We start from the raw sequence: 20,542 nt of genomic DNA on the forward strand, positions 1-20,542 counted from the left end.
GCATGCAATGGCCTTTTGAAGTCCTGATCGGGCTGCGTTATCTGCGCGCCAAACGGCGCAATGGTTTTATCTCCTTTATTTCCCTGATTTCCATTGTCGGCATCGCCTTGGGCGTGGCGGCGCTGATTATCGTGCTGTCGGTGATGAACGGTTTCCAGAAGGAAATCCGTGGCCGCATCCTCAGTGTGGCCTCGCATGTGGAAATCTCCGCCTTTGACGGGCGTCTGCCACAGTGGCAAAACGTGGCCAAGGTGGCCGAGCGCGATGCCCATGTTGTGGCCGCCGCTCCCTTCGTGAATGGTCAGGGCCTGTTTTCTGCCTATGGCAATGTGCGCGGCGGTCTGGTGCGCGGCATCGAGCCGGTACTGGAAGACAAGGTGGTGGACGTGGGCCAGCACATGCTGCAAGGCAAGCTGGAGGCGCTGAAGCCCGGCCAGTTCGGCATCGTGCTGGGGGTGGAGCTGGCGCGCCAGCTCAGCGTTGGCATGGGCGACAAGGTTACGCTGTTCACGCCGCAGGGCACGGTGACGCCGGCGGGGATGATCCCGCGCTACAAGCAGTTCACCGTGATCGGCATCTTCAAGGTGGACATGTTCGAATACGATGCCTCGCTGGCGATGATCCATCTGCAGGATGCCCAGGTGTTGTCGCGCCTTGGCGATACCGTCAGTGGCGTGCGGCTGAAGCTGGACGACCCGATGCTGGCACCGCTGGTGAAGGCCAATCTGCAGCAGGCGCTGGGCCAGCAGTCGCAAGTGATCGACTGGACCGATACCAATGCCAATTACTTCCGTGCGGTGCAGATTGAAAAACGCATGATGACCATCATCCTCACGCTGATTGTGGCGGTGGCGGCCTTCAATCTGGTGTCCACACTGGTGATGGTGGTGACCGACAAGCAGGCCGACATCGCCATCCTGCGTACGCTGGGTGCGGCACCGTCCAGCATCATGAAGATTTTCATGATTCAGGGTTCGGTGGCTGGCATCAGCGGCACGCTGGCCGGGGTGGCAGGCGGGGTGCTGGTAGCGCTGAATCTGGACGTGATCGTGCCGCTGATCGAAAAAGTGCTGGGGACCAAGCTGCTGTCCAGCGAGGTGTACATGATCGACTACCTGCCATCCGACGTGCAGCTGGGCGACGTGAGCACCATTACCGTGATTGCCCTGCTGCTGGCCTTGCTGGCCACCATTTATCCCAGCTGGCGCGCTGCGCGCACCCAGCCGGCGGAGGCGCTGCGCTATGAGTAATGTGCTGAACTGCCGCAATCTGGGCAAAACCTATAGCGAAGGCCGGCTCAACCTGACCGTGCTGTCCGATGTGACACTGCGGGTGGACAAGGGCGAGCGGCTGGCGATTGTGGGTGCTTCCGGCTCGGGCAAAAGTACGCTGTTGCACCTGCTGGGCGGGCTGGATACGCCCAGCCAGGGCGTAGTGGAAGTGCTGGGACGCGATCTGGCCAGCCTGTCCGAGGCTGAGCGTGGCGTGCTGCGCAACCAGTCGCTGGGCTTTGTTTACCAGTTCCATCATCTGCTGCCGGAATTCACCGCACTGGAAAACGTGATGATGCCCTTGCTGATTCGCCGCCTGCCGCGCAAGGAAGCCGCCGAACAGGCGGCTGCCATGCTGGAGCGGGTGGGGCTGTCGCAACGCCTGCAGCACAAGCCGGGTGAATTGTCCGGTGGCGAGCGGCAGCGTGCCGCCATTGCCCGCGCGCTGGTGACGCAGCCGGCCTGCCTGCTGGCCGACGAGCCGACCGGCAATCTGGATTACCAGACCGCGCGCCAGGTGTTCGACCTGATGCTGGAACTGAACGAGGGCCTGGGCACCAGCCTGATCATCGTCACGCATGATCTGGAGCTGGCCGGACGGGCGCAACGCATATTGCGGCTGGTGGAAGGTCGTGTGCAGGATGCGGCGGCCGGCCAGTAAGGCCATGGCGTGCTGCCAAGGAGAATCAGGTGCTGCTAGTTCGTGAAGAAATGAATTTTGACACGGTGGTGACCGCTGCCCAGACCGGCACTGGCCTGAGCCAGTTGCTGCTGGCTGTGCTGTGCCTGCTGCTGGGAACCTTTGCCGCACGGCAGGTGTTCCGCCGCTGGTTTCAGCACCACCCGGAGCGCTACGAGCGTTTCGTCAGCTACACCGCCTTCCGGCTGGTGTTGCCCAGTGTGGCATTGGTCAGCATGCTGCTGTGCATTGTCGGCTGGAATCTGCTGACGCATAGCCGGCCGCACTTGCTGCCGCTGTTTACCGCCATGCTGTTCTGGCTGGGGGTGATCCGGCTGTTTTCCTCGGTGATGCGCCAGGCCCTGCCCAAGGGCAAGTTCGAACGCCATTCCGAACACTTCATCGCCACCGTGCTGTGGCTGGGTTTTGTCAGCTGGGCCATCGGCTTTGATGATGTGATGCTGGACTGGCTGCAATCGGTGTCCTTTACCGTGGGCAAGACCCATCTGGACCTGCTGACCATCCTCAACGCCATGCTGTGGGTGTCCATCATCGTGGTGGTGGCCTTGTGGGTCAGCCGGGTGATCGAGGCGCGGGTGATGGGGCTCAAGCACATGGACCTGTCGCTGCGCATCGTGTTTTCCAAGATGGCGCGCACCCTGCTCATCGTGGTGGCGGTGCTGATTGCCCTGCCGGTGGTAGGCATCGATCTGACCGTGCTGTCGGTATTCGGTGGTGCGCTGGGTGTGGGGCTGGGTTTTGGTCTGCAAAAGATCGCCAGCAATTATGTCTCTGGCTTCATCATCCTGCTGGATCGCTCCATCCGCATCGGCGACCGGCTGATGGTGGATAACCGCGTTGGCTACGTCACGCGCATCACCTCGCGCTATGTGGTGCTGAAAAGCGCCGACGGCTCCGAGGCGCTGGTGCCGAACGACGCGCTGATTTCCAATACCGTGATCAACCAGTCCTATTCGGACAAGGCGATGTGGATCAGCCTGCCCATTCAGGTGGATTACGCTACCGATCTGGATCAGGCGCTGGCCGTGCTGCGCGAATCCGCCGTACACCCGCGGGTGCCGACCGATCCCGCGCCGGCCGCCTTTGTCACGGCATTTGCCGATAGCGGCATCAATCTGGAGCTGGGCATCTGGGTGAAAGACCCGGAAAACGGCTTCATGGGGCTGAAGTCGGAAATCTATCTGGCCATCTGGCGGCGCTTCAAGGAACTGGGCATCGAGATTCCTTACCCGCAGCGGGATGTGCGTATTGTCAGCGATGTGGCCGTGGCGCTGCCCGGCCGGGGAGAGCAGGCATGAGCGGCAAGCGACTGGCGATTGTGGATGACGATGCCGCCGTGCGGCAGGCCTTGATCTGGTTGCTGGATGGTCAGGGTTATCAGGTCAGCGGCTTTGACAGCGCCGAGGAGTTCCTGGCGAGCGGGCCGGATACCGGCTTCAACGGACTGATTGTCGATCTGCGCATGTCCGGCATGTCCGGCATCATGCTGCTGGAGCGGCTGGCCGACTGGGCCTATTGCCCGCCCGCCATCATGCTGACAGCGCATGGCGATGTGCCGCATGCGGTGGCAGCCATCAAGCTGGGCGCGCTGGATTTCATGGAAAAGCCCTTTGATGATGAAGTGCTGCTGGCGCGGGTGGAAAAGATGCTGCGCCAGGACGAAGCCAACCGTGCCGTGCATGGCCGTCGCCAGCGTGTCAGTACGCTGCTGGCCTCGCTGACCGAGCGTGAAAAGGAAGTCATGCAGCTGATCTTGCTGGGCAAGCTCAACAAGCAGATTGCCGAGGAGCTCTCCATCAGCATGAAAACCGTGGAAGTGCACCGCTCGCGGGTATTCGAGAAAATGGGCGTCAAGTCGGCAGTGGAGCTGGCCGGCCTGCTGGCGGCCAGCCAGTCCGAGCATGGCGGGAGTCGCGGCGATGGGCACTAAGCAGCCGCTATCGGTGCTGGTGGTGATTCACACTGCAGACGGCCAGGTCTTGCTGATCGAGCGTGCCGACAAGGCCGGCTACTGGCAATCGGTCACCGGCAGTCGCGAGGGCGAGGAAAGCCTGCTGCAAACCGCCTGCCGCGAACTGCTGGAAGAAACCGGCCTGGTGGCCGCCGCGCATCAGTTGACAGACTGGCAGCTGCACAACCGTTACGAAATCTACCCGCACTGGCGTCACCGTTATCCTGCCGGGGTCACGCATAACGACGAGTATGTGTTTGGCCTGCAACTGGCGCATGCACAGGAGGTGCAACTGGCTCCGGGCGAACACACCGCCCAGCAGTGGCTACCCTGGCAGCAGGCGGCCGAACTGGTGTTTTCCCCGTCCAATGCCGCAGCCATCCGCCTGCTGCCGTCCCGGCTTGGCCTCGAATAGGCTTAGACGCTGTTCATAGCCTGAGCAGCCAGCCGCTGAGTGCGGCGGCTGCCAGCACCCGGATCACCCCCACCTTGTAGCGCAACAGCGCCACACCAGCCGCCAGGGCAATCAGCACGGCCACCCAGTCCGGCCCGGCCTGCCAGCCCTGTGGCCATAGGGCATGCCAGCCAAAAAACAGCGCCAGATTGGCAATCACCCCCACCACTGCCGCCGTGATGGCGGTCAGCGGCGCGGTGAGCGACAGCGTGCCGTGAGTACGCTCGATCAGCGGCCCGCCAGCCAGAATGAACAGAAAAGACGGCAAGAAGGTAAACCAGGTCACCAGGCAGGCGGCCATGATGCCGGCCAGCCAGGGCGCGCAGTCGCTCACATGCTGATAGCCACCGACAAAGCCGACAAATGTCACCACCATGATCAGCGGCCCGGGTGTGCTTTCGCCCAGCGCCAGCCCGTCCATCATCTGGCCGGCACTCAGCCAGCCGTAGTGGCTGACCGCGCCCTGGTAGACATAGGGCAATACCGCATAGGCGCCACCAAAAGTCAGCAAGGCTGCCTTGGTGAAAAACCAGCTCATCTGGGTAAACGGGTGCTGCCAGCCATAGTGGCTGAGCAGTACGAGCAGTGGCACGGCCCATAACAGGCTGCCGGCGACCAATACCCGCAGCAGTCCGGACAGGCTGAAGCGGGCATGCGCCGGCGTGGGCGTGTCATCGTCGATCAGTGCCGGGCCGCTGGTGGTCGCAGGCTGGCCATGGCCACCCTTGCCGGTGGCAAACAGCGCCGGGTTGTGCCGTCCGGCCAGATAGCCGATGGCGGCGGCGGTCAGCACGATCAGTGGAAACGGCAGGCCAAACAGCGCCAGTGCCACGAAGGAGGCCGCTGCCAGCGACCACAGTAGCCGGTTTTTCAGCGCACGCTGGCCAATGCGTAGCGCGGCCTGCAGCACAATGGCGACAATGGCCGGCTTGATGCCGTAAAACAGCCCGGCCACCAGCGGTAGCTGGCCCAGCGCCAGATACAGCCAGGACAGGCCGATCAGGATGAATAGTGATGGCAGCACAAACAGCCCGCCAGCGATGATGCCGCCCCAGCTGCGATGCATCAGCCAGCCGATATAGGTGGCCAGCTGCTGCGCTTCCGGCCCCGGCAGCAGCATGCAGTAATTGAGCGCATGCAAGAAGCGCCGCTCCGAGATCCAGCGCCGTTTTTCCACCAGTTCCTGGTGTAGCAGGGCGATTTGCCCGGCGGGGCCGCCAAAGCTGATGAAACCCAGCTTGAGCCAGAAGACGAAAGCTTGGCGCAGGCTGACGGCGGCGGGCGCTGCAGGGGCGGGTGTGGCGCGCATGATGGTTTCTTTATAACGAAACAAAAGGAAACAACTTTACAACAGAACGGAAAGTTTGAAAATTTTCCGGTAAAGTGCAGCGGCCACTTGTTGCAGGGATGGCTGTGCCATGGTGACTTCAGGGCGGTACCGTCCCCTTGTTGTCCAGCCACTCGCTGTGATGGCGGTGCCAGATCTTGTCAGCGGTGTACGCCCGATTGTCACAAAACACGCAAGGACAGCCCATGTCGTGCTGGTTACAATGCGGTTTTATTTTTGTCTTCGAATCTTCATGTTTGCACTGGAAAGCATTAATCAGGCCCTGTTCCTGTCCATCAATGCCACGCCGGCGTCACCGCTGGCAGTCATCACCCTGGCCATTTTTCTGGCCAAATACCTGGTGTTGCTGATACCGCTGCTGCTGCTGGGCATGTGGTTGTGGGGGGAGCAGCCACAGCGGGAAAGAGCGCTGAGAGTCCTGCTCAGCGTAGGCCTGGCCCTGCTGTGCAATCAATTGATCGGCCTGCTGTGGGACCACCCGCGTCCCTTTGCCATCGGGCTGGGCTACCGCTTTATCGATCATGCGGCCGACCCGTCCTTTCCCAGCGATCACACCACCATCTTTGCCACCACCGCCTATGCCTTCTGGCTGGCAGGCAAGGCTCGTCTCGGCCGCATGCTGCTGTTGCTGACCGTGCTTGTGGGTTGGTCACGCATTTATCTGGGGGTGCACTGGCCGCTGGATATCCTGGGTGGCCTGCTGCTGCCCTTGCTGTATAGCCGGATGCTGGCACTGGCTTGGCCAGCCTGCGGGCCACGGCTGTTACAGTCCTTGAATGGGGTGTATCGCCTGCTGTTGGCCAAGCCGATTGCGCTGGGCTGGATCAAGGCCTGAGCTCCCATTGATGAGCAACAAACAAAAAACGAGGCCCAGGCCTCGTTTTTTTGTTTCTGGCAGCTGGTTTAAGCGGCCAGTTGTCGCCAGCCTTGCACCATCATCACCAGTGCGATCAGCAGCATCAGCAGGCTGGACAGATAAGGCAGCCGCCGCGCCACGCCATCCAGACTACCCAGGCGCTGCCCCAGTTTCTGGGCGCCCCAGGCGGCAATGACCCCTACGCTGACCAGCGACAGTGCCAGCCCCAGGCTGAAAGACGCCACCATGGTCACGCCCAGCGCCACCCGTTTCAGTTGCAGGCACAGCAGCAGGATGGTGACCGAGGCGGGGCAGGGCATCAGCCCGCCAGTCAGGCCAAACAGCGCGATCTGCGCCGTGCTCACCGGCTTGCCGGCAAAGCGGCGGGCAATTTCATCGGCATGGGCTTTTTCATGCGCATCCTGATAAACGGCACTGGCGGCAGCTTGCGAATGGCGTTGCTGTGGGCGGCTCAGCGCTATTTGGCCACGGCTGCTTGCTGACAGGGCGGCTTGCGTACGATAGCGCTGGGTCGGCGGTGGGCCGAAGCGGACGGCAAACTGGTGGCCGTGGCCGCCGTGCTGCATGTCCAGCGTGACATCAAACTGGTGTGGTGCGGCCACCGGGCTGGCCGATTGCAAAATCTTGCCATGTGGCAGCAACTCATGGGTTTCGCTGTGGCCATCATCGCGGCGCAGCTGCAGCTGGTAACGCACGTCGGCCTGTGGTGGCTGCGGGCGCATGTGATTGTTGTAGCAGTAGAGCTGCAGATGGGGCGGCTGCGTGGGGCTGATCAGCAGCTCCACCAGGCCATGGCCGGTGTTGATGATCTTGCCGCCGTGCGGTGCATGCTGCCAGGCGCGGGCAGCCAGATTGTCCTGCCGCGTGCGCCAGCACATCCAGCCGGCAATCAGCAGCACGATCAGGCCGGACAGCATCAGCAGCCAGGGCTCGGCCTGCTCCACCAGCAGCTGGTTGCCAAAATGCAGTGCCGCAGCTGCCAGCATCCACACTACCAGCGAATGCGACAGCGCCGCACACAGGCCAAGCAATACTGCCTGGGGAATGCTGCCGCGGATGGCGATGATGAAAGACGCCATCAGCGTCTTGGAGTGGCCCGGCTCCAGACCATGCAGTGCACCCAGCAGGATGGCTGACGGGATGAACAACCATAGATTGGTCGAGCCTTGCTGTATCAGTTCGGAAAGAGGTGGCATGATGACGGGCTTCGTATTGGCAATTGCACGCAATATACTACCCCCTAGTATGTTTTGAGAAGGAAAATAGCAGTATGGGACATACCATCAAGGGTCAAAAACCTTTACTGGCAAGGGTCAGGCGCATCAAGGGCCAGGCCGCCGCCATTGAGCGCGCACTGGAAGAAGGGCAGGAGTGCATGGCGGTGTTGCAGCAGATCGCGGCCATTCGCGGGGCGGTGAACGGACTGATGGCCGAGGTGCTGGAAGGCCATCTGCGTGAGCACCTGCTGTCACCAGAGCCCGCCACCGAGCAGCCGGAACCGCAGCCGGCCCGGCAGGAAGAGGTGGACCAGGTGATGCGGATTGTGCGTTCTTACCTGAAGTAAGCACTCAATTGTCTGTGTCCATGGCTGCGCTGACCCGGAAGTGCCAGGCCAATTGCCAGGCCAGCATCCTGATGCCGCCTGCCGCTTTGCATGGTGACTACCACTCTGCCGGCCTGATGTGCACAGTTTCGGTTCTTTTTTCACTTCATCTGCGCAGGGGACTGGCGCTGCCCTGCCTGAGTGGGCTATGGATAGAGTCATGAAACCGCTCAATGTCACGACCTACAATATTCACAAGGGTATGTCGCCGCTCAACCGTCACCTGCGCGTGGAAGAAATCGCCCAGGCGCTGGAAACGCTGTCGCCCGACCTGCTGTTTTTGCAGGAAGTGCAAGGCAAGAACCTGCTGCGCGCCTTGCGCCATGAGGGCTGGCCCTTGCAGCCACAGCACCACTATCTGGCGCGCCGGCTGGACCACAAGGTGGCCTACGGGCTGAATGCGGCTTATGAGCATGGCCACCATGGCAATGCGCTGCTGTCGCGCTATCCCATCATCGAGTGGTGCAATCGTGATATATCGGTCAACCGTTTCGAAAGTCGTGGTGTGCTGCATTGCGTGATGCTGCCCAAGGGCTGGCAGCAGCCGGTGGTGGCGCTGTGTGCCCATCTCAACCTGCTGGCGCGCGACCGGCGCAAGCAATATGCCAATCTGGTGCATTACATCGGAGCCGCCATTGCGCCGGATGTGCCCATCATCCTGGCTGGCGACTTCAATGACTGGCAGGGCGAGGCCAGCCACTGCCTACAGGAAGCCGGCTTGCAAGAGGTGTTTCTGCAAAAGAGCGGGCGCTATGCGCTGAGTTTCCCGGCGCGCATGCCAGTGCTGCCGCTGGATCGCATTTATGTGCGCGGCCTGCGGGTGGTGAGTGCCGAAGTGCAGCATGGCCGGCCCTGGTCACGGCTGTCCGACCACCTGCCGATCTGCGCCTCCCTGTTGCCGGCCTGAGCAGGGTGCTGAGGTGGCTTTTTCGCAATGGAATATCGGTGATTGCCGATTGATAAAACACTGCTTGATTCCTGAGTATTCTGGTGTAATAACGCTGTTTTTCTGCAAAAAACGTGCTTTCATAGCAGGAATGCTGCATTGCGCTTGACGCAATGTGAAAATCCATGTTCAAATGCATCCAAACTTGATCGCCGATTTGACACAGCTTGCGGGCGTAAAACAGCTAAAGCGTGGGTAAGCAGACCCCGAGACAACTCCTTCTGCTTATATAATCTTTACCAAGCATTCAAAGATTCCATGCCCTAGCCCGCCGCAGTCATTGGCGGGCTTTCTGCATTCTGGAGTGTTTGAATGATTCATCTGCAAAATATCTGCAAGCGCTTTCGCCGCCCCGACGGCGGCTGGTTTGATGCTGTCTGCGATACCTCGCTGTCGATTGGTGCCGGCGAAGTGTTTGGCCTGATCGGTTTTTCCGGTGCCGGCAAATCCACCCTGCTGCGACTGATCAATCTGCTGGAACGGCCTGATAGCGGTGCCGTGATCGTGGCCGGGCAGGACCTGACCGCGCTGGATGCCAAGGCGCTGCGCCGGGCGCGCCAGCAACTGGGCATGGTGTTCCAGCAATTCAATCTGATGGCCAACCGCACGGTGGCCGGCAATATCGCTTTCCCGCTGGAAATTGCCGGCTGGAGCGCGGCAGATATCGCCAGCCGGGTCGCCGAGTGCCTGGAGATTGTCGGCCTGGCCGACCGGGCGCAGCACTATCCGGCGCAGCTCTCCGGCGGGCAGAAGCAGCGGGTGGGCATCGCCCGGGCACTGGCGCCGCGCCCCAAGGTGATTCTGGCGGACGAACCCACCTCGGCTCTCGACCCCAAGACCACCCAATCGATTCTGGACTGTCTGAAAGATATCAATCAGCGCTTTGGCGTGACGGTGGTGATCGTCACCCACGAAATGCACGTAGTGCGCTCCATCTGCCATCGCGCTGCCGTGCTGGATGCGGGCAGCGTGGTGGAGGTCGTGGAAGTTAACGGGGGGGAAGTGGATGCCCGTTCGGCGCTGGCGCGCTCGCTGCTGGAGGCCGCGTAATGGAAGAACTGACTTTTGCCGCAGCGCTGGCTGATCTGGCCAGCATGGCTCCGGAAATCTGGCAGGCCTGCCGCGAGACGGCCCTGATGCTGGCCGTGGGGCTGGCGGCCGCCATTGCCCTGGGTGGCCCGCTGGGCATCGTGCTGTATTTGTCGCAGCCGGGCCAGCTGTTTGCCAACCGCTGGGTCAATGGCCTGCTGGGCTGGACGGTGAACCTGGTGCGCTCCTTCCCCTTCATCATCCTGATGGTGTCGCTGGTACCGCTGACGCGCATGATCGTTGGCAGCACCATCGGCCCGGTGGCCGCCGCTGTGCCGCTATCGTTTGCCGCCATTCCCTATTTTGCCCGCCTGGTCGAGCAAACCCTGCGCGAAATTCCGCGCGGGGTGGTGGAGGCGGCCGAAGCCATGGGCGCCAGCCCCATGCAGATTATCGTCAAGGTGCTGCTGAACGAGGCGCGCTCCGGGCTGATTTCCAGTCTGACCATTCTCACCATCAGCTTTCTGAGCTATTCCGCCGTGGCTGGTGTGGTGGGTGGCGGCGGCATTGGCGATCTGGCCATCCGTTATGGTTATTACCGCTTCCAGACCGACGTGATGGTGGCCATGGTGCTGCTGCTGGTACTGATCGTGCAGATCATCCAGTTTGCCGGCAACCGGCTGGCCTCGCGGCTGGACAAGCGTTGAACTGATTGATTCCAGACCGGGCGGCATGGCCAGCCCGGCATTTTCCCCTACCTGTATATTGCAAGGAGTTCGTATGCGTAGATTTGTCATCAAGGCGCTGGCCGCCTCGCTGCTGGGCCTGGCCGTAGCCGGCTCTGCCCTGGCTGCCGACCCGGCCAAGAAGGAAATCGTGATTGGCACCACCGTGGGTGACTTCGGCGACATGGTCAAGCAGTCGATCAAACCCATCCTGGAAAAGCAGGGCTATAGCGTGAAGCTGGTGGAATTCACCGACTACGTGCGCCCCAATCTGGCCTTGCAGGAAGGCGCGCTGGACGTGAACGTGTTCCAGCACAAGCCTTACCTGGACAGCTTCGTCAAGGAACACAAGCTGAGCCTGAAAGAAGTATTCCAGGTGCCGACCGCACCGCTGGGCATCTATCCGGGCAAGCTGAAGTCGCTCAAGGATGTGAAAGACGGCAGCACGATTTCCGCACCGAACGATCCGTCCAACTTCGCCCGCGCGCTGGTGATGCTGAACGATCTGGGCTGGGTCAAGCTCAAGCCGGGCATCAATCCGCTGACCGCATCCGAGCGTGACATCGCCGTCAATGTGAAAAAGCTGAAGATCGTACAACTGGAAGCCGCCCAGCTGCCCCGTTCGCGCAATGACGTGGATTTCTCCGTCATCAATGGCAACTACGCCACCAGCTCCGGCATCAAGCTGACCGAGGCCATCTATCAGGAAAAGAGCTACGCCTATGTCAACTGGGGTGTGGTGCGGGCGGCCGATGCCGGCAAGCCGTGGGCGCGTGATGTGATTGCCGCTTACAACTCCCGCGCCTTCAGCGACTGGGCCAAGAAAAAGTATGTGGGCTACAAATTCCCGCAGGGCTGGAAATAAGCCGGCCATGCAAAGGGCCGCTCTTGCTGGCGGCCCGGATACGGTTTTCTTGTAACACTCCTGGCTACAAGACTTGCGCGGAGGGCATGGCCCTCCGTTTTTTTATTTTGCCATGGTGAAACAGCACAGCTTGTTGCCATCCGGATCGCGGAAATAGGCACCGTAGAAATCATCTCCGCGCAGGCCCGGAGCGCCCTCGTCCTGGCTGCCCAGCTGCAGTGCGTGGGCGTGCAGTTGGTCCACGCCGGTACGGCTATCCAGATAAAAGCCCACCATCACGCCGTTGCCGACCGTGGCCGGCTCGCCATTGAATGGTTGCATGATGGCCAGTTGCGGCCGCTCGGGATGGGTACCCCAACAGATGCCACGGTCCATTTCCCACAGGCGGCTGGCACCGATGCCGGCCAGCAAGGTGTCGTAGAAGGCAGCGGCGCGCTGCAGGTCGTTGCTGCCGAGTGTGACGTAGCCAATCATGATGTTCTCCTGGGTAATGAGTCGGGGGCGTTGCCGAGCGCATGGCCGCAGGCTCGCTGCCCGGCTTGCGCTCACTGATGGTCATCCACAGTACGTCAACTGTCTGATTCTGTCTGGCGCTTATTCACACACGGTAAACGGTGCGGCTACGTCCTGGCAGCGTGGTTGCACCTGGATGGAGGCGGCACTGCGCCAGTGCGGGCCGTGGAATACCGCTTCAATATTGTTGCCGTCGGGGTCGGTGAGGTAGGCGGCGTAATAGCCATCGTGGTAGGGGCGTTCGCCCGGCTGGCCATTGTCGCCACCGCCGGCGGCCAGCCCGGCCTGGTAAAAGCGTTGCACCCGGGCCGGATCGGCAGTCTGGAAGGCCAGATGCACATGGCTGCGACTGGCCGGGCTGCCGCAGGAGACAAACAATTCGTCGGCCCAGAAATAATCCGGACCTTCACCGGTCAGTTCACGCCCCAGTGCCTGCAGCACCGCCGTGTAAAAGCGCTTGCTGGCGGGCAGGTCGGCAACGACGAGGTGAACGTGGTCGAGCAGTCTTCCGTAATGGTATTCCATGGGACATCTCCTCTATGGAAGCGCCATTGACTGCCGTGGATTTGCGGAAAAACCGGTGGTCAGGGCGCTTCTTTTCTTGACGACTTTTGTCCCATCATACGCTGCGGCCTGTTGGCTGCACATCCGGTGAAGTACGGCATTCAGCGCGCCAGCCATTCCTCGACAAACTGCTGGCGGAAGGCCTGCAGGCGCTGTAGCCGTTCCTCTGCCATGGCACGGCCGGCCGCGGTCTGCATCATGCCCGGCAGCTTTTCCAGCTTGACCTCGATGTGATCCAGCGCGTACTCGCGGTCGTCCAGCGGGCGCGTGCTGGCCAGCGGGTCGTCCGGGTGTGCCAGTTGCCGGCCCATGCGGCCGGAGGTGTAAAACATGCGCGCCAGGCCTATGGCCCCCAGGGCGTCCATGCGGTCGGCGTCCTGCACGATCTGTGCTTCCAGCGTGCGTGGCGTGATATTGGCGGAAAAGCTGTGTGCTTCGATGGCATGGGCTACGCCATCCAGCTTGTCAGCCGGGAAACCGGCCGCGTGCAGCAGCGGGCCGGCCTTGGCGGCAGCCATGCGCGAAGCCTGTTCGCGCTGCGGGTGGTTCTTCGGCAGGTTGACCAGATCGTGCAGATAGCAGGCAGCCAGCACCACCAGGGCATCGGCGCTGCTGTGCTGTTGCAGGATTTGCCGTGCGGCAGCCCAGACACGATGGAAATGGCTGAGGTCATGTGCGCCATCATCGTCGGCGGGTTGTTGTTGCAGCAGGTCGATCAGCTGTTGTTGCCAGTATTGCAGCAGCGGGGTGTCTGACGGGAGAAGAGCGGCAGCGGGAGCGTTCATGGCAGGGTATCAGGTGGCGGGCCGTTGATTACACCCCTGCCACCGGCCGGCGTCAACCATGCCGGCAGCAGGGGTGCGGCGGTGGCTCAGGCGTGCAGACGGCAGTAGTCGCCGGCAATGGCGGCGGCCAGTCGGGCATTGTTCAGCACCAGCTGGATGTTGGCGGCCAGGCTGTTGCCGCCGGTCAGTTCGCATACCCGTGCCAGCAGGAAGGGGGTGGATTCCTTGCCGGCAATGCCTTGGGCGCTGGCTTCAGCCAGTGCCTGCTCGATGGCGGCATCGATGCTGGCGCTGGACATGGCGTATTGCTCGGGAATCGGGTTGGCCACCACCATGCCGCCTTGCAGTTGCAGGTCCCACTTGGCTTTCATCACTGCAGCGATGGCAGCCGCGCTGTCCAGGCGGTAGTCCACCTTGAAGGCGCTGTCGCGGGTAAAGAAGGCTGGCAGGGTGGCGGTTTGATAGCCGATGACCGGTACGCCGTGGGTTTCCAGATATTCCAGGGTCAGGCCCAGATCAAGAATGGATTTGGCACCGGCACACACCACGGTGACCGGCGTTTGCGCCAGCTCCTGCAGGTCGGCAGAAATGTCGAAGCTCTGCTGCGCACCACGATGCACACCGCCAATGCCGCCGGTGGCGAAGACGCGGATGCCGGCCATGGCGGCCACGATCATGGTGGAGGCGACGGTGGTGGCACCAGTCTGGCCGGCAGCCACGATAAAGGGAATGTCACGGCGGCTGACCTTGACCACTTCGCGGCCGTTCTTGCCCAGCACTTCGATGTCGTCGCGGCTGAGGCCGGCTTTCAGGCGGCCATTGATGATGGCAATGGTGGCTGGTACTGCGCCGTGGGCGCGCACTTCGGCTTCCACTTGCAGGGCCGTTTCCACGTTTTGCGGGTAGGGCATGCCGTGCGAGATGATGGTGGATTCCAGTGCCACGACTGGCTGGCCGGCGGCCAGTGCGGCGGCGACTTCGGGGTGGATGTCCAGGTAAGCGTGTTGGGTCATGATGGCTCCGGGTAAGACAGGGTTGGGCACAGGTGCTGGATGGCAGCCAGCGACAGGGTAGGGTTGTTGGTGGCGGCGCAGCTCAGGGTCAGGGCGGCGCAGGCCTGGGCCAGACACACGGCATCGGGCAGCGGCAATTGCTGCAGCCAGCCCCAGATCAGGCCGGCCATCAGGGCATCGCCAGCGCCGGTGGCATTGACGATGTCCACCTGTGGTGCCGGGCTCCAGCCCTGACCCTCGGCACTGCTGTAGAACACGCCGTCGCCAGCCAGGCTGAGGATGACTTGCTGCACGCCCTGCTGGTGAAACCAGTCGGCAACGGCAGCGGCATCGGCGGGACTTTCCAGCGGCAGGCCGGACAGGGTGGCGGCTTCGATACGATTGGGCTTGATGGTGTGGATGCGGCCCAGCCAGGGGCGGATGCGTTCGGCCTTGAAGGCCGACACGGTGTCGACAAACACCGGCTGCTGTTCGGCCTCGGCAAACAGCCAAGCCAGGGCATCGGGTGACAGGTTGGCATCGGCCACGATCAGGCCAGCATGGCGGACCAGCTCGCGCTGCGGGGCCAGCCTGGCGGCATCCAGCCGGTTCAGCACCTGCATGTCGTTGATGGCGATGGACATGTCGCCATCCGGGCCGTGGATGGACAGATAGGTGGAGGTGGCGGCATCCGGCAGCACCAGCACCGGGCGGACATCCACCCCGGCGCGCTGGGTCGAATCCAGCAGCGAGCGGCCATACAGATCGTCGCCCACCGCACTGAGCAGCCGGCAGTCGGCCCCCAGTCGCGCCAGATTCTCGGCAATATTACGCGCCACACCACCGGGCGAACAGCTGACCTGGCCGGGATTGGAGTCGCCAAAACGTAGCTTGGCCGGCGTGCTGCCACGGATGTCCATATTGGCGCCACCCAGCAGTACCACATAGCGGGTTTCGGCCAGGATGTAGCCCTTGCCCAGAATATGGCCTTTTTGCATCAGCTTCATTATGTGGCCGGCCGCGGCCGAACGGCTGATGCCCAACTGGTCTGCCAGCTGTTGCTGCGGTATCAGTGGGTTCTGGCGCAGCAGTTGCAGGATTTCCTGCTCACGTTGTGTCATCAAACAAATGTCCGTAGTGCTAACTTTTGTTTGATTGTGGCGTAGCCGCTGGCCGGGGTCAAGCCCGCAGCCTGCCTTGTGCTATTGGCCGGCTGCTGGCCGGTGGTCCGGCATGCTTGGCAGCCGCCCACCTTGCCAGCCACCCCCGCCCGGTATCAATCGATGAAGGGGCGTACAGTGTCCAGCAGCTTGTTGGTGTAGCTTTCCTTTTCCCCTACCGGCACCACGTAATCGAGTGCTTCGCGGGTGGCGGTTTCGCTGCTGCGTTTGAGCATGACCCAGCTGGCCAGGTATTGCGCCGACAGGCAGCCACCCGCCGTGGCCAGATTGCCGATGGCATGGAAGGGGGTATCCAGCACTTCGATGCCAGCCTGTTCCACCCAGGGTTTGGTGCGCTTGTCGGTACAGGCGGGCAGCTTGTCGATCAGCCCCAGCTTGGCCATCAGCAGGGTGCCGGAGCATTGTGCGCCAATCAGCTGGCGGGCCGGATTGAGCTGCAAACGGGCTAGCAGCTCCTGATCGTTGGCGATGTCGCGGGTCATGACGCCGCTGCCAAACAGCACCACGTCGGCCTGATTGGCGAACTCCAGCGGCTGCTGGGCGCGCACGGTGACACCGTTCATCGAGGTGACCTGTTCACTCGGGCTGGTGATGCAGGCTTCCCAGCCATGTGGCTGCATGCGGTTAAGCATGCCGGCGGCAATGAACGAGTCCAGCTCGTTGAAACCCTGAAAAGTGATGATGGCGATTTTCATGCTGTCTCCTTAGGCGTGTCGGCCAAGAGCGGCTAACAAAATAGCGCAGCGTCCCCGGGGCAGGGCGCACCGATGCAGGCAGGACCAGGGTAGGACCAGCAGGCGCAAGGCTGCTGCAGCGGTTTTGTTAGCAGCGCTAAAGGGCTGCGGCGTGCGGTTTGTCTGGTTGGCAGGAGACAGGATTATGCTGCTGTTATCGATTGCTGGCGATAAAGATCTTGCTTGGCGGGAAATCGGGCTATAAACCTGCGCTGCGGCGAGGGGTGCTGCAACGGGAGAGAAAGCATGGCCGCCAGCACAGGCAGGGCGGCCATGGTTGAGAGGCTTACAGCCGGTACTGGCTGAGGGTGCTGATTTGCTGGCGGGCCAGTTCGTCCAGATGGCGGGCGCTGCTGGCGGCTTCCTGCGCGGCGCTGGAGGATTCTTCGGTCATCTGGGCAATCTGCTCCACCTGCACCGCGATATTGTTGGTGGCCTTGCCCTGTTCGGTGATGGCATCGGAAATTTCGCTAACCATGTGCACGGTATTGCCGGTGGCATCGCCAATCTGCTTGATGGCGCCATCGGCGTGATCAGCGCGGCTGACCCCGTTGCGTACCAGTTCTTCGGCCGAGTGCATTTGCTCGGTGGCCTGGCGCGAGCGGTCACGCATAGCCGTGATGGTAGAGGAAATTTCCTGGGTGGAGCTGCTGGTGCGTTCGGCCAGCTTGCGTACCTCGTCGGCCACCACGGCAAAACCACGGCCCATTTCGCCGGCACGGGCGGCCTCGATGGCTGCATTCAGTGCCAGCAGATTGGTCTGGTCGGCAATGTCCTTGATGACGCCAACCACGGTATCCACCTGCGCACTATAGTTATCCAGCTCGCGAATGCTGCCGGCGGCACTGTCCACCGCATGGGAAATCTCGCGGATATCGCTGATAGTTTGCGAGATGGTGTTGGACCCTTGCTGGGCCAGCGTGCCGGCATTGTGGGCCAGATCACGCGACTCACTGGCACGGTTGGCTACATGGTTGATGCTGACGGTCATCTGTTCGATGGTGGCGGCCATGCTGGCAGAAGAGGCCGACTGCGAATCAGCGGCAGCAGCGACCTGGGTGGCTGTCTGCGACAAGCCTTGCGAGGCGTCCGCCACCGAGCGCGCACCATCCAGTATCGATTTCAGATTGCGCTGCAGGCCTTCCAGCAGGCTGTTGAAGGCGCTGGCGGTGAGGCTGATTTCGTCCTTGCCCGCCACCGGTGCGCGCTGGGTGAAGTCCAGCGACTGGCTGACCTGCTGCATGGTGGACTGAATGGAAGACAGCCCGCGGTTGATGCTACGGAACAACACCACGCCCATATACAGCACGATGGCGAAGATGACGGCTATCAGCGTCGTCGTTTGTAGCAGCGCGGCATTGTAGGCGGTCTTGTTGGTTTCGATGGTATCGAAGGCCAGCTTGAGGTTGTACTCGGTATGGGTGTTGAGCGCCTTGCGGAAGTCTGCGCTGGTGGTGTTCAGCGCCCCATCGCGCAGCATGGCATCGGCCAGGTCATCCTTGCCGCTGCGCGACATTTCAAAGTACTTGCTGCGCTCGGCACGATAGGCCGCCAGCTTGGCCTTGTCATCCTGCAATAGCTGGCGGTCGTGATCGTCGGCAATCAGGTTTTTCTCGTAATCGTTAAACAGGTCTTCCAGCTTTTTGTCGGCCTCACCAGACATGGCTTCGGCTGCGGCTTTTTCGCCGGCGGTATGGGAGACCGAATGCTTGGTTACCGCTCCACGGATATCCATGAAGGCATAAACCATGCCGTTGAGGTCACGAATACTGGGAGCCAGGTTGCTGACGGTGTCCTCAAAACGGTTGCTGGCCTGTTTTTGTTGGTAGGCACCAAAGCCGCCGACGACAATCAGGGCGAGCAGGGCGATGGCCAGGGTCAGCATGAGTCGTCTGATGATGGTCATGGGGATGTCCTTGCTAGGTTGAGGGCCAGGCTGCGATGGCAGCTGGCCGGTATTTTTTCTACGTAGCTATACGTATAGCATCAAATCATGACGTTTGTAGGGCTATTTCAAGCACCCGGAATGTGCTGGCTTGAGCAAGCCCGGAGCGGCCGCAAAAAAAGACCGCACGGCCAAGGCGATGCGGTCTTTAGATTCCTGCAGGATTACGCTGAATTTACCGTGTGCTGCTTAATTGCCAGCGGCTGTTTCCCAGTATTTCCAGTTGCAGCCCGTGGTGCTGTAACAGGCTGCTGCGATGCCCCACGCTGATGACGGTGGTGGTGGGCAATTGCTGACGCAGCAGGCGGTACATGGCGTCTTCCAGCCCTTCATCCAGTGCCGAGCTGGCTTCGTCGAGGAAGGCGATGGCCGGTTTGTTCAGCAATAAGCGGCCAAAAGCCAGCCGTTGCTGCTCACCCAGCGACAGGGTTTGGCTCCAGTCGCGTTCTTCATCCAGCCGTGCCTGCAGGTGGCCCAGCTGCACGGCTTGCAGCACGCTGGCGGCATCCTGCGCATCGGCGGCTGGCGGGCTGGCCGGGTAGTACAGCGCATCGCGCAGTGTGCCACCGGGCAGATAGGGTTTTTGCGACAGGAACATCAGCCCCTGCTGCGGGCGGATGATCTGCCCGCTGCTATAGGGCCACAGCCCGGCCAGGCTGCGCAGCAGGGTGGTCTTGCCGCAGCCGGAAGCGCCACGGATCAGCAGGGCGCTGCCGCTGTCGATGTCCAGATTGACCTGCTCCAGCAGTTTGCGGCCATCCGGCGCTTGCAGGCTGAAGTTTTCCAGTGCCAGTCGTGGGCCGTCGCTGCGGATGTCCGGGCGCGGCAGTGCGGCGGCTTCCTGCATCGAGTCGCAATAACCGGACAGACGGTTCAGTACCGCGCGGTAGCCGGCAAAGTCGTCGTAGGCGTTACGGAAGAAGGACAGATTGTCGTGCAGCGTGCCGAAGGCCTGGGAGGTCTGCATCAGGTCGCCCAGGGTAATCTGCTTGGAGAAAAAGCGGTGCGCCTGCACGATCAAGGGAAACACCACGGCAGTCTGGCTGACGATCAGGTTGAAGCCCTGGAATTTCAGCGACCGGAACACGATGCGCCAGTTGTTGTGGATGATCTGGCCGAAGCGGCTGCGCAGCAGCATGCCTTCCACTTTTTCACCGGCGTAGAAGGCAATGCTCTCCGCGTACTCCAGCAGCCGTACCAGCAGGTAACGGTAATTGGCGTTGTACTGTTCGTTCAGGAAGTTCAGGCGCACCAGCGGGCGGCCGATCTTTACCGCCAGCACGGTGGCAATCAGCACGTACAGAAAGACGGCAAACACCATGGCGCGCGGGATATCCACCCCCAGCAGGTGCAAGGGGCCGGACAGGTTCCACAGGATCAGCGTGTAGGCCAGGGTGGAAACCAGCGAGCCGACCACGCCCATCGACAGGCCCAGCGAGCTGCCGACAAAGCTGGAAACGTCCTGCTGGATACGCTGGTCGGGGTTGTCGCTGCGTTGCGGCAGGTATTGCAGGCGATAGAAGGAATCGTTCTGCAGCAGCTTTTGCAGCAATTGCTCGTTCAGCCAGGCGCGCCAGTGAATGGAGAAGCTTTGATTGACGTAAAAGCTGAACAGGCTGCGCAGCACATGGATGCTGGCCAGTACGCAGAAAATGCGCACAAAACTCCAGAACAAGCTTTCATTCAACTGCTGCAGTGAGTTGTACAGCCCATTGCTCCAGTTGGACAGCACCACGTCCAGCCGGACGCCGGCCAGGGTCAGCAGCAGGATCAAGGCCAGCCCCAGCAGTGGTTTGGCGCTGCGGCGCAGGCTGAAATAGCTGCCACTGAGCTGCCAGAATTGCCGCCCCCAACTGGTGAGACGCACCAGCGCCCACACGGCCAGCACAAACAGCAGGCAGGTAATGCCGTAAGCCTTGGCCACCCACAGCAGGCTACGGCTCAGTTCCTCGTTCCAGTTCATAGGTTTCCAGTGTTGTACCAGACAGGGCTGACCTGATCCGCCGCCGCAAGGCAGGCGCGAAAGTATCAGCCGAGAAAATATCAGCGCAGGCGCAAG

Annotated in this window: 21 protein-coding genes; 11 read left to right on the forward strand and 10 right to left on the reverse strand. The window is 61.7% G+C overall.

Features of this window, described 5'->3' with window-relative positions:
- The first annotated feature begins 2 nt into the window (after positions 1–2).
- Genes FAZ30_RS11630 through nudB form a run of 5 tightly spaced genes read left to right on the forward strand, consistent with a single transcriptional unit; the run spans position 3 to position 4,337 of the window.
- Positions 3–1,250 carry a lipoprotein-releasing ABC transporter permease subunit gene (locus FAZ30_RS11630; RefSeq protein ID WP_137009455.1) on the forward strand — a complete coding sequence of 416 codons (1,248 nt, stop codon included), beginning with the start codon at positions 3–5 and terminating at the stop codon, positions 1,248–1,250.
- Positions 1,243–1,932 (forward strand): lipoprotein-releasing ABC transporter ATP-binding protein LolD, encoded by a 690-nt coding sequence (lolD, locus tag FAZ30_RS11635; protein WP_137009456.1) that lies wholly within the window; start codon positions 1,243–1,245, stop codon positions 1,930–1,932. Before FAZ30_RS11630 ends, lolD begins: the two co-directional genes overlap by 8 nt.
- A 29-nt stretch (positions 1,933–1,961) precedes the next feature.
- Complete coding sequence (locus FAZ30_RS11640) at positions 1,962–3,269, forward strand: mechanosensitive ion channel family protein (protein ID WP_233578267.1); 1,308 nt, start codon at positions 1,962–1,964, stop codon at positions 3,267–3,269.
- The gene (locus tag FAZ30_RS11645; protein WP_137009457.1) at positions 3,266–3,901 is read left to right on the forward strand and encodes a response regulator transcription factor; all 636 of its coding nucleotides are present in this window, start codon (positions 3,266–3,268) and stop codon (positions 3,899–3,901) included. Before FAZ30_RS11640 ends, FAZ30_RS11645 begins: the two co-directional genes overlap by 4 nt.
- Complete coding sequence (gene nudB, locus FAZ30_RS11650; RefSeq protein ID WP_137009458.1) at positions 3,891–4,337, forward strand: dihydroneopterin triphosphate diphosphatase; 447 nt, start codon at positions 3,891–3,893, stop codon at positions 4,335–4,337. Before FAZ30_RS11645 ends, nudB begins: the two co-directional genes overlap by 11 nt.
- 13 nt (positions 4,338–4,350) lie before the next feature.
- Here nudB and chrA read toward each other — a convergent pair whose 3' ends face one another.
- Positions 4,351–5,685, reverse strand: a complete 1,335-nt coding sequence (gene chrA, locus FAZ30_RS11655) for a chromate efflux transporter (RefSeq protein ID WP_137009459.1) — start codon at positions 5,683–5,685, stop codon at positions 4,351–4,353.
- Positions 5,686–5,956: 271 nt separating this feature from the next.
- Between chrA and FAZ30_RS11660 the strand changes: the two genes are divergently transcribed.
- Positions 5,957–6,559, forward strand: a complete 603-nt coding sequence (locus FAZ30_RS11660; protein WP_137009460.1) for a phosphatase PAP2 family protein — start codon at positions 5,957–5,959, stop codon at positions 6,557–6,559.
- A 68-nt stretch (positions 6,560–6,627) separates the two neighbouring features.
- Here FAZ30_RS11660 and FAZ30_RS20890 read toward each other — a convergent pair whose 3' ends face one another.
- Positions 6,628–7,797: a HoxN/HupN/NixA family nickel/cobalt transporter gene (locus FAZ30_RS20890; protein ID WP_137009461.1), complete on the reverse strand. Its 1,170-nt coding sequence runs from the start codon at positions 7,795–7,797 to the stop codon at positions 6,628–6,630.
- Between the two features lie 74 nt (positions 7,798–7,871).
- Between FAZ30_RS20890 and FAZ30_RS11670 the strand changes: the two genes are divergently transcribed.
- The 5 genes from FAZ30_RS11670 (at position 7,872) to FAZ30_RS11690 (ending at position 11,769) form a co-directional block, all read left to right on the forward strand.
- Positions 7,872–8,165 (forward strand): metal/formaldehyde-sensitive transcriptional repressor, encoded by a 294-nt coding sequence (locus FAZ30_RS11670; RefSeq protein WP_124641310.1) that lies wholly within the window; start codon positions 7,872–7,874, stop codon positions 8,163–8,165.
- A 199-nt stretch (positions 8,166–8,364) separates the two neighbouring features.
- Positions 8,365–9,111: an endonuclease/exonuclease/phosphatase family protein gene (locus FAZ30_RS11675; RefSeq protein WP_124641312.1), complete on the forward strand. Its 747-nt coding sequence runs from the start codon at positions 8,365–8,367 to the stop codon at positions 9,109–9,111.
- A gap of 351 nt (positions 9,112–9,462) precedes the next feature.
- Positions 9,463–10,200: a methionine ABC transporter ATP-binding protein gene (locus FAZ30_RS11680; protein ID WP_124641313.1), complete on the forward strand. Its 738-nt coding sequence runs from the start codon at positions 9,463–9,465 to the stop codon at positions 10,198–10,200.
- A complete protein-coding gene (locus FAZ30_RS11685; protein WP_124641315.1) occupies positions 10,200–10,886 on the forward strand; it encodes a methionine ABC transporter permease in 687 nt (228 codons plus the stop codon). Before FAZ30_RS11680 ends, FAZ30_RS11685 begins: the two co-directional genes overlap by 1 nt.
- Before the next feature lie 73 nt (positions 10,887–10,959).
- A complete protein-coding gene (locus FAZ30_RS11690; protein WP_124641317.1) occupies positions 10,960–11,769 on the forward strand; it encodes a MetQ/NlpA family ABC transporter substrate-binding protein in 810 nt (269 codons plus the stop codon).
- A gap of 102 nt (positions 11,770–11,871) precedes the next feature.
- Here the strand turns inward: FAZ30_RS11690 and FAZ30_RS11695 are convergent, their stop codons facing one another.
- The 8 genes from FAZ30_RS11695 to FAZ30_RS11730 all read right to left on the reverse strand — a co-directional run bounded on the left by FAZ30_RS11695 (position 11,872) and on the right by FAZ30_RS11730 (position 20,446).
- Complete coding sequence (locus FAZ30_RS11695) at positions 11,872–12,243, reverse strand: VOC family protein (protein ID WP_124641319.1); 372 nt, start codon at positions 12,241–12,243, stop codon at positions 11,872–11,874.
- A gap of 120 nt (positions 12,244–12,363) precedes the next feature.
- The gene (locus FAZ30_RS11700; RefSeq protein ID WP_124641321.1) at positions 12,364–12,807 is read right to left on the reverse strand and encodes a VOC family protein; all 444 of its coding nucleotides are present in this window, start codon (positions 12,805–12,807) and stop codon (positions 12,364–12,366) included.
- Positions 12,808–12,947: 140 nt separating this feature from the next.
- Positions 12,948–13,631 (reverse strand): HD domain-containing protein, encoded by a 684-nt coding sequence (locus tag FAZ30_RS11705; RefSeq protein WP_137009462.1) that lies wholly within the window; start codon positions 13,629–13,631, stop codon positions 12,948–12,950.
- A gap of 86 nt (positions 13,632–13,717) precedes the next feature.
- Positions 13,718–14,644, reverse strand: a complete 927-nt coding sequence (locus FAZ30_RS11710; protein ID WP_124641325.1) for a pseudouridine-5'-phosphate glycosidase — start codon at positions 14,642–14,644, stop codon at positions 13,718–13,720.
- Positions 14,641–15,744: a PfkB family carbohydrate kinase gene (locus tag FAZ30_RS11715; RefSeq protein WP_137009463.1), complete on the reverse strand. Its 1,104-nt coding sequence runs from the start codon at positions 15,742–15,744 to the stop codon at positions 14,641–14,643. Before FAZ30_RS11715 ends, FAZ30_RS11710 begins: the two co-directional genes overlap by 4 nt.
- A 155-nt stretch (positions 15,745–15,899) precedes the next feature.
- Entirely contained in the window at positions 15,900–16,499 is a 600-nt protein-coding gene (locus FAZ30_RS11720; RefSeq protein ID WP_124641329.1) for a DJ-1/PfpI family protein, read from the reverse strand.
- 325 nt (positions 16,500–16,824) lie between these two features.
- Positions 16,825–18,444: a methyl-accepting chemotaxis protein gene (locus FAZ30_RS11725; protein ID WP_124641331.1), complete on the reverse strand. Its 1,620-nt coding sequence runs from the start codon at positions 18,442–18,444 to the stop codon at positions 16,825–16,827.
- Between the two features lie 214 nt (positions 18,445–18,658).
- The gene (locus tag FAZ30_RS11730) at positions 18,659–20,446 is read right to left on the reverse strand and encodes an ABC transporter ATP-binding protein/permease (protein WP_137009464.1); all 1,788 of its coding nucleotides are present in this window, start codon (positions 20,444–20,446) and stop codon (positions 18,659–18,661) included.
- Positions 20,447–20,542: the final 96 nt, after the last annotated feature.

Origin of the sequence: Aquitalea aquatilis (genome assembly GCF_005155025.1) — a bacterium.
GTDB lineage: Bacteria > Pseudomonadota > Gammaproteobacteria > Burkholderiales > Chromobacteriaceae > Aquitalea > Aquitalea aquatilis.